The sequence below is a fragment of the Candidatus Methylomirabilota bacterium genome, assembly GCA_035260325.1.
Lineage (GTDB): Bacteria > Methylomirabilota > Methylomirabilia > Rokubacteriales > CSP1-6 > AR19.
In genome coordinates this window covers 22,142-28,508 of record DATFVL010000066.1, presented here as the reverse complement: position 1 = coordinate 28,508, position 6,367 = coordinate 22,142, and the positions used below count along the sequence as shown (strand labels likewise).

Sequence of the window (6,367 nt, the reverse complement as noted above, 5' to 3'; positions counted from 1 at the left end):
CATCCGATCCGGTCCCGCCGTGCGGCAAGGGACACCCCGGCCGCTTTGCTGATAAAGCCTATTGGCGAAATGAGTTGAGTCGTCGCAGGCCGTGCGAAAAGTGGATGAAGATTGCCCGGCGACCCTGGTCGCGCACGAACGCTCTACAATGTCCGTCATGAACACGCTTCGCGTCAACCTCGGCGAACGCAGTTACGACATCCACATCGCCGGCGGCGACACAGCGACCGTCGGCCCGTTCGCGCGGCAGCGCTGCCAGGGATCGGCCGCGTTCGTTGTCACCGACGAGAACGTCCGCGCCCACGGCGACGCGGTTGCCCAGGCGCTGGCCGCGGCCGGCTTCCACGTTGCGACGGCCGTACTCCCTCCCGGCGAGGCGCAGAAGGCACTGTCTACGGCCTCCGCGCTGTACGACCGCCTCGCCGACGTGCAGGCCGACCGCAGAACGCTAGTCGTCGCTGTCGGCGGCGGAGTCGTCGGCGACCTGGCCGGCTTTGTCGCGGCGACGTTCAACCGCGGGCTGCCGTTCCTCCAGGTGCCGACGACGCTCTTGGCGATGGTGGACAGTTCGGTCGGCGGAAAGGTCGGCGTCAACCATCCGAAGGCGAAGAACCTGATCGGCGCCTTCCACCAGCCCCGGCTCGTAATCTGCGATCCCGCCACCACGCGCACCCTGCCGCCGCGCGAGTTCCGCTCGGGCCTGGCCGAGATCGTCAAGCACGGGATCGTGCTCGACGCCGATTACTTCGCCGAGGTGGAGCGCGACGCGGCGGCGCTCGGTGCGCGCGACCTGCCGACCGTGGAGCGCATCGTCGGCGGCTCCTGCCGGCTGAAGGCCTCGATCGTCGAGCGCGACGAGCGCGAGAGCGAGCTGCGCCACGTCCTGAACTACGGCCATACGATCGGGCACGCCCTCGAGGCGGCGACCGGCTACGCGCGCTTCGCCCACGGCGAGGCGGTGTCCCTCGGCATCGTGGCCGAGGCGCGGCTCGCCCTGCGGCTCGGACTCGCCTCCGCCGACACGGTGACGCGCCAGGAGCGGCTGCTCGCCGCCGTCGGCCTCCCCGTGCGCGCGCCGGCGCTCGACGCCGAGGCGGTGGTCGCGGCGATCGCCCGCGACAAGAAGGCGCGCGACGGCCGCGTGCCGTTCGTGCTGGCCCCGCGGATCGGCGCGTTCCGCCTCGTGTACGACGTCCCGGCGGCCGACGTTCGGGCGGTCCTCGCCGCGCTCGGGACGTGACCCGTGTTGACAACCGAAACCGGCGCTCCGTATAACCGATTCGCCATGGCCATGGACGAGCCCGCGCTGGCCGACGCGATCCGCCGGCAGGAGGAGCGGCTGCAGCGCGACCCCGGCTCGCTCGCGTTCGCGCAGCTCGCGGATCTCTACCGGAAGGCGGGGCGCACGCGCGAGGCGGTGACGCTGTGTCGCAGCGGGCTCGCCCGCTACCCCCACTACACGACCGCGCGGCTCATCCTCGCCAAGGCCCTCGCGGCCGAGGGCGAGCTCGCGCACGCGCTCGCGGAGACGGACGCGATTCTCGCGCTGGCCGCGAAGGACGTCCAGGCCCATCGCCTCGCGGCGGAGCTCCATCGCCGCCTGGGTCGCGTCGATCGGGCGGTCGCGCACCTCGAGACCGCGGTGCGGCTCGACCCCGGCGACCGCGAGTCGCGCTCGCTGGCGGCCCTGCTCCGCGCGGCGACGCCCCAGGGCGAGGACGCGAGCGGCCTCGGCCGCGTCCTCGCCGACGACACGTTCGCGACGGCCGCCTTCGGCGCGCTCTGCCTGGAGCAGGGCTGTGTCGAGGAAGCCGCGCAGGTCTTCACGCGAATCCTGCGAAGAGATCCCGACAACGGCCCGGCGCGCGAGGGGCTGGAGACGACGCTCCGCGCCCGCCAGCGACGGAAAGGCTAGAGCGCGATGCAAGTCTCGACGGCGGAGTTCAAGAAGGGGCTCAGGATCGTCTTCGACGGCGAGCCCTACGCGATCGTGGATTTCCAGCACGTCAAGCCCGGCAAGGGCGGCGCGTTCGTCCGCACCAAGCTCAAGCACATGCGGCTCGGCAAGGTGATCGACAACACGTTCCGCTCGGGCGAGAAGGTGGCGCTGGTCGACTTCGAGGAGAAGCACATGCAGTTCCTCTACCGCGACGACCGCTACCACTTCATGGACACCGAGTCGTACGACCAGGTGTCGCTCTCGCCCGACGAGGTCGGTGAGGCGCGCGACTACCTCAGGGAAAACACCGAGGTGGACGTCCTCTACATCGAGGGCCGGCCGGGGGCGGTCGAGCTGCCGAACTTCGTCGAGCTCGCGATCGCCAAGACCGATCCCGGGGTGCGCGGCGACACGGCGCAGGGCGGCACGAAGCCCGCGCGGCTCGAGACAGGCGCGGTCCTCCAGGTGCCGCTCTTCCTCAACGAAGGCGACGTCGTGAAGGTCGACACGCGCACCGGCGAGTACCTCGGTCGCGTCGCGGCGGCGGGGACGTGATGGCCCGCGGGCGGGCGCGTCCCGAGACGAGCGAGCAGGCGGTCGTCGCGCTGGCCCGACGGCTCGGCGCCGCGCTCCACGAGCTCGGGCTCGGCGAGATCGAGGTGGCGTGGGGCGACGTTCGCGTCCGCGTCCAGCGGCCCGGCGCGACCGCTCACGGAGCACCGCCGGCGTCCGGCGCGCCCGACGCCGCCCCCGCGCCGGTCGTCACCGACGTGGTCCCGTCCTCGTCGGTGTCGGTGGAGTCGCCGATGGTCGGCACCTTCTACCGCGCGCCGTCCCCGAACGCGGACCCCTACGTGCGCGAGGGCGACGTCGTGAAGGAGGGGCAGATCGTGTGCGTCATCGAGGCGATGAAGCTCATGAACGAGATCGAGGCGAAGGTCGGCGGGCGCATCGCGAAGATCCTCGTCGAGAACGGGCACGCCGTCGAGTACGGGCAGCCCCTCTTCCTGATCGAGCCGGCGCGCTGAGTCCCCGGCCGTGAGACCCCCCCGCCGCGCGCGCCTCGGAACCGTCGCCGCCCTCTCGGCCCTGAGCCTCGTCGCGCTCGGGCTCGGCTGGTCGGCGGGACGGCGCCACCCGGCCCCGGAGCCCGCGCCCGCCGTCGTGCCGGCGACCACCGCCGACGTCACGCGCGCGCTCATGCAGGAGGCTCTGAGCCTCTACGCGGCCGGCCAGTTCCCGCGCGCGTGCGAGCGCTTCGCTCGCGCGGCGGACGCGGATCCCGCGAGCCCGGCCCGGCGCGAGGACGTCGGACGGTGCTTCGAGGGCTGGGGCTGGCAGGCGCTGCGCGAGGGGCGTCCGGACGAGGCGCTCCTGCTCTTCCGCCAGGCGCTCGGTGAAGCGCCCGACGCCCCCTCGCTCTGGAAGGGGCTCGGCCTCGCGGCGGTCCACGCGGGGCGGCCGGACGAGGCGCTGGGACCGCTCGAGAGCGCGGTGCGCGCCGAGTTCGACGCGGACGTGCGGCTGCTGCTGGCGCACCTCTACGACCAGCGCGACAGCCCCGACCGCGCGATCGCCCACCTGCGCGCCGTGCTCGAGCGCCAGCCCGACCACGAGGCCGCGCGGCGGCTCCTCGAGAAGGTGGAACGTGAGCGCCGGGCCGAGGCCGGCTTCGCGCGGATCGTCACGCCGCGCTTCGTCGTGAAGTACCGGGGCGCGCGCGGGGAGGAGGCGCGGCGCGCGGTGGTCGCCGCGCTCGACGCGGCCGCCGACCGGGTCGGGCGCGCCCTCGGCTACGCGCCCAGCGAGCGGATCAGCGTCGTCCTGTACGAGGAGCGCCAGTGGGAGAAGGTGACGCGCGTCCACGGCTGGGCCACGGGGCTCTTCGACGGCAAGATCCGGCTGCCGCTCCCGCCGACCCTCCCGCCCGCCGCGGAGCTCGAGCGGCTGATCGTCCACGAGTACGCGCACGCCGCGGTCCACCACCTCTCGCGGGGGCGCGCGCCGCGCTGGCTCCACGAGGGGCTCGCGCAGGCGCTCGAGGGGGCCGCGGCCGATCCGATGCTGCGCGTGCCCGGAAGCCTCACGCTCGGTGGCGTCGAGGCGCTCGTGACCGACGCCGACCCGGTGCGGGCGCGGGCGGGCTACGACATCGCGCTCTGGGTCGTCGGCGACCTCCTGGACCGCGGCGGCATGGAGGCGATGCGCGAGCTCCTGGCCCGGCTGGCCGCGGGCGACGGCATCGACGACGCGACGCGCCGGGTGTACGGCCTGCGCATGGCCGAGATCGAATCCCAGTGGCGGCGCCTGCTCGGGGGGTAATCGGGACTCTCGTGGGGCGAGTGATCGTCGGACCCGTGAAGTTCCGGCGGGGCGCGGGCGTGGCGAAAGCCCGGGTGCCCGCGCCCTGTTCAAATGTTCCATAAAATCCTCATCGCGAACCGCGGCGAGATCGCGCTGCGGATCATCCGTACCTGCCGCGAGCTCGGCATCCGGAGCGTCATCGCCCACTCGACGGCCGACGCGGGCTCGCTGCCCGTCAAGCGCGCCGACGAGTCCATCTGCGTCGGCCCCGACGCCGCGCGGCTCAGCTACCTCAACATCCCGGCGATCATCTCCGCCGCCGCGGTGACCGACAGCGAGGCGATCCATCCCGGCTACGGCTTCCTCGCCGAGAACGCCGCGTTCGCCGAGGTGTGCCGCGCCTGCTCCATCACCTTCATCGGTCCCTCGCCCGAGGCGATCCGGCTCATGGGCGACAAGGCGCAGGCGCGCCAGCTCGCCAAGCAGGCGGGCGTGCCCGTCGTCCCGGGCAGCGAGCTCCCGCTCAAGGACGCGGCGGAAGCGCAGGAGGTCGCGGACCGCATCGGCTACCCCGTCATCTTCAAGGCGGTCGCGGGCGGCGGCGGGCGCGGCATGCGGACCGTGCGGCAGCGCGCGGAGGTCCCGGCGGCCTTCGCCGCCTGCCAGACGGAGGCGGGCGCCGCGTTCGGCTCCTCCGACATCTACTGCGAGAAGTTTCTCGAGAAGGCGCGGCACGTCGAAGTGCAGGTGCTGGGCGACAAGAACGGCATCCGCGTGCACCTCGGCGAGCGCGACTGCTCGGTCCAGCGCCGCCACCAGAAGCTCGTCGAGGAGTCGCCCGCGCCGTCCCTCACGGCCGAGACGCGCGGCGGGCTCCACCGCGCCGCGCTCGCCACCGCCGCCGCGGTCAACTACGTGAGCGCGGGCACGGTCGAGTTCCTCGTGGACGAGGCGGGCGACTTCTACTTCATCGAGATGAACACGCGGCTCCAGGTCGAGCACCCCGTGACCGAGATGGTCACCGGCATCGATCTCGTGCGCGAGCAGATCCGGATCGCCGCGGGCGAGGCGCTCGGCTACCGCCAGGACGCGGTGCGCCTCGACGGGCACGCGATCGAGTGCCGCGTCAACGCCGAGGACCCGGAGACCTTCGCGCCGAGCGCCGGGCGCGTCACCGCGTGGGTGCCGCCGGGGGGCTTCGGCGTGCGCGTGGACAGCCACCTCATGGCGCCCTACGCGGTGCCGCCGTTCTACGACTCGCTGCTCGCGAAGATCGTCGTGCGCGGGGGGGAGCGCGCCGAGGCGATCGCCCGCATGCGCCGGGCGCTCGCCGAGACCGTCGTCGAAGGCGTGAAGACCTCCATCCCGTTCCTCATCCGGGTGCTGAACGACCCGGCGTTCGTCGAGGGGCGCTTCACGAGCGTTGACGCGGCCCGGCTCCGCGGCTGATGGACGCCACGCTGTACGTCATCCTCGACCGCGCCGCGGCGCGCGGCCGGGACCTCGACGAGATCCTCGCCGCGGCGATCGAGGGTGGCTGCCGCATGGTCCAGCTCCGCGAGAAGGCGTGGCCCTCGGGGCGGCTCCTGCCGCTCGCCGAGCGCCTCCGCGCGCGGTGCCGCCGGGCCGGCGTGACGTTCGTCGTGAACGATCGGGTGGACCTCGCCCTCGCGGTCGCCGCCGACGGCGTGCACCTCGGCCAGGACGACCTGCCGCCCGGCGCCGCGCGTCCCCTGCTCCGCCCCGGCATGATCCTCGGGCGCTCGACCCACAGCCTCGAGCAGGCGACGCGCGCGCGCGACGACGGGGCCGACTACATCGCCGTCGGCTCGATGTTCGCGACGGCGACCAAGCCCGGGTTCGAGCTGGTCGGCCCCGACCTCCTGCGGCGGATCCGGCCGCTGACGGAGCGGCCCCTCGTCGGGATCGGCGGTATCACCGACGCGAACGTCGCCGAGGTGATCCGCGCCGGCGCCGACGGCGTCGCGGTGATCTCCGCGGTGTGCGGCGCCCCCGATCCCGCCGCCGCGACGCGCGGGTTTCTCGCGGCGATCCGCGCGGCGCGTGACTTGACCGGCCGTACTCCGCCGCTATAATGGCCGCGCGTCGACACGCCGATTCGAC

At 73.5% G+C, this 6,367-nt stretch carries 7 protein-coding genes; all 7 read left to right on the top strand.

Features of this window, described 5'->3' with window-relative positions; genetic code table 11:
• Positions 1-157 precede the first annotated feature (157 nt).
• The 7 genes from aroB (at position 158) to thiE (ending at position 6,339) form a co-directional block, all read left to right on the top strand.
• Positions 158-1,240 (top strand): 3-dehydroquinate synthase, encoded by a 1,083-nt coding sequence (aroB, locus tag VKG64_04910; GenBank protein HKB24377.1) that lies wholly within the window; start codon positions 158-160, stop codon positions 1,238-1,240.
• 45 nt (positions 1,241-1,285) lie between these two features.
• Positions 1,286-1,915 carry a tetratricopeptide repeat protein gene (locus VKG64_04905; protein ID HKB24376.1) on the top strand — a complete coding sequence of 210 codons (630 nt, stop codon included), beginning with the start codon at positions 1,286-1,288 and terminating at the stop codon, positions 1,913-1,915.
• Positions 1,916-1,921: 6 nt separating this feature from the next.
• Complete coding sequence (gene efp, locus VKG64_04900; GenBank protein HKB24375.1) at positions 1,922-2,494, top strand: elongation factor P; 573 nt, start codon at positions 1,922-1,924, stop codon at positions 2,492-2,494.
• Complete coding sequence (gene accB, locus VKG64_04895; GenBank protein HKB24374.1) at positions 2,494-2,967, top strand: acetyl-CoA carboxylase biotin carboxyl carrier protein; 474 nt, start codon at positions 2,494-2,496, stop codon at positions 2,965-2,967. Before efp ends, accB begins: the two co-directional genes overlap by 1 nt.
• Before the next feature lie 10 nt (positions 2,968-2,977).
• Complete coding sequence (locus VKG64_04890) at positions 2,978-4,261, top strand: tetratricopeptide repeat protein (GenBank protein HKB24373.1); 1,284 nt, start codon at positions 2,978-2,980, stop codon at positions 4,259-4,261.
• 93 nt (positions 4,262-4,354) lie between these two features.
• Positions 4,355-5,692 (top strand): acetyl-CoA carboxylase biotin carboxylase subunit, encoded by a 1,338-nt coding sequence (accC, locus tag VKG64_04885; GenBank protein HKB24372.1) that lies wholly within the window; start codon positions 4,355-4,357, stop codon positions 5,690-5,692.
• Complete coding sequence (gene thiE, locus VKG64_04880) at positions 5,692-6,339, top strand: thiamine phosphate synthase (protein HKB24371.1); 648 nt, start codon at positions 5,692-5,694, stop codon at positions 6,337-6,339. Before accC ends, thiE begins: the two co-directional genes overlap by 1 nt.
• The last annotated feature ends 28 nt before the right edge of the window (positions 6,340-6,367 follow it).